Origin of the sequence: Bartonella sp. OD88NMGDW (assembly GCF_042193775.1) — a bacterium.
GTDB lineage: Bacteria > Pseudomonadota > Alphaproteobacteria > Rhizobiales > Rhizobiaceae > Bartonella > Bartonella grahamii.
Genome location: NZ_JBHIMA010000051.1, coordinates 1 through 1,261, shown reverse-complemented (window position 1 = coordinate 1,261; position 1,261 = coordinate 1). Strand labels below are relative to the sequence as shown.

Here is a 1,261-nt window from a genome sequence, read left to right as displayed (position 1 = left end):
TAGCACTTGTGGACAAAGCACCAAGTTCATTTGCCAATACACCTGCATGTGCACCGGACCCATAACGACCCGCACCTGCAAAAGAGCTGTTAATCGTATCTCTTACACGGTCTAAGCTATTTTGAAGGGCGGCATTAAAAGACGGATTCTGTCCAACCATACCACCAGAAGCCATATGTCTAAGATTCATGGCTGCCGACGTTGGATTGTAGATTGTATTCATCAAAGAGCGATTTTGATAATGCTGAGGTATGCTGCCAAGTCCACCTATGGCTTGGGTGGTTTGAGCACTTAACGGTGCTACACGCGGTCCCCCATAAACATTACCCCCAATCCCTGTGTCATACATTTGATACGCATCCCTACCCCCACGCTTAAATACATTCTGCATCCAAGCAGGAGGGGCGCTTGTCTGTACCTGCTTTTGTTCTGTTGTTGCTGGTGTCTTGCTCCCCATTTCACAATTCCTTCCTGTAATAAAGCATATCTATGCTGTAACCTTGCTTGTCCAATGCACGTTTCCAACCCAAACGGCCCAAGATCTCCATTTCAAAAGCGCCATTCTCACGCGCCCAATCCTCTGCAACTTGCAAATTGTCAACCAAATCAAGAACACCCTTGCCACTACATTCACAAATGAGCGCGCGCTTCTTTCCTAAAACTGTCTGTTGTATCTGGGTCGTGACGACCGCTAAAAAGCGCTCTTCATCATCCAAAACAAGCCATAACTGTTTCTTACCCGTGCAAATAGATTCAATGAGTTCTTGCAACGTAATTTCATGTTTAAAACGCTCTACATACGCATTAAAAGATGCAATAATTTCTTCAAGATAAGGAGCTATACGCTCTATATCCCAAGAACTGGTCAAAAAGACTTTTGCCATTACCCTCTACCAAAAGGACGTAAATCCACATTAAAGCCCGTAATCATCGTCCAAGGTTCATTCTTAGGAATGCGCAATTTAAAGCGGTGATAACGATTGCGTGAACGCCCATGATAAGCGCCCGTGACATAAGAACACACCCTTTCCTTATGCCATGTGATCGGTGTCTGATTATTGCGAAGACGACGTTCCCCTATGCTTAAAAGACCTTGTGTTGTATCAACTTCGGCAAACATTTTCGTGATAAAGTTAAAACTTCCATCCGGCGCCCCCATCTCTTGCGAAACAACCGTTGCCTCCATCGGGGCTCCTGTAAACATAACAAGCCGATTGTTTTCATCAAAAGCACCAAGCATTGGAGCGCCACTTTGCCAACG

At 45.2% G+C, this 1,261-nt stretch carries 1 protein-coding gene and 2 pseudogenes; all 3 read right to left on the bottom strand.

Features of this window, described 5'->3' with window-relative positions; translation table 11 throughout:
- A pseudogene (locus ACFIJR_RS09010) lies at positions 1-457 on the bottom strand (hypothetical protein); the annotation flags it as partial.
- Between the two features lies 1 nt (position 458).
- Entirely contained in the window at positions 459-884 is a 426-nt protein-coding gene (locus ACFIJR_RS09005) for a hypothetical protein (protein ID WP_375654062.1), read from the bottom strand.
- Positions 884-1,261, bottom strand: a pseudogene (locus ACFIJR_RS09000) (hypothetical protein); the annotation flags it as partial. The pseudogene ACFIJR_RS09000 and the gene ACFIJR_RS09005, both read right to left, overlap by 1 nt.

What these genes read in the sequence shown, in the direction of transcription:
- ACFIJR_RS09005 (WP_375654062.1), bottom strand. Translation starts at nt 884, where the DNA reads ATGGCAAAAGTCTTTTTGACCAGTTCTTGGGATATAGAGCGTATAGCT.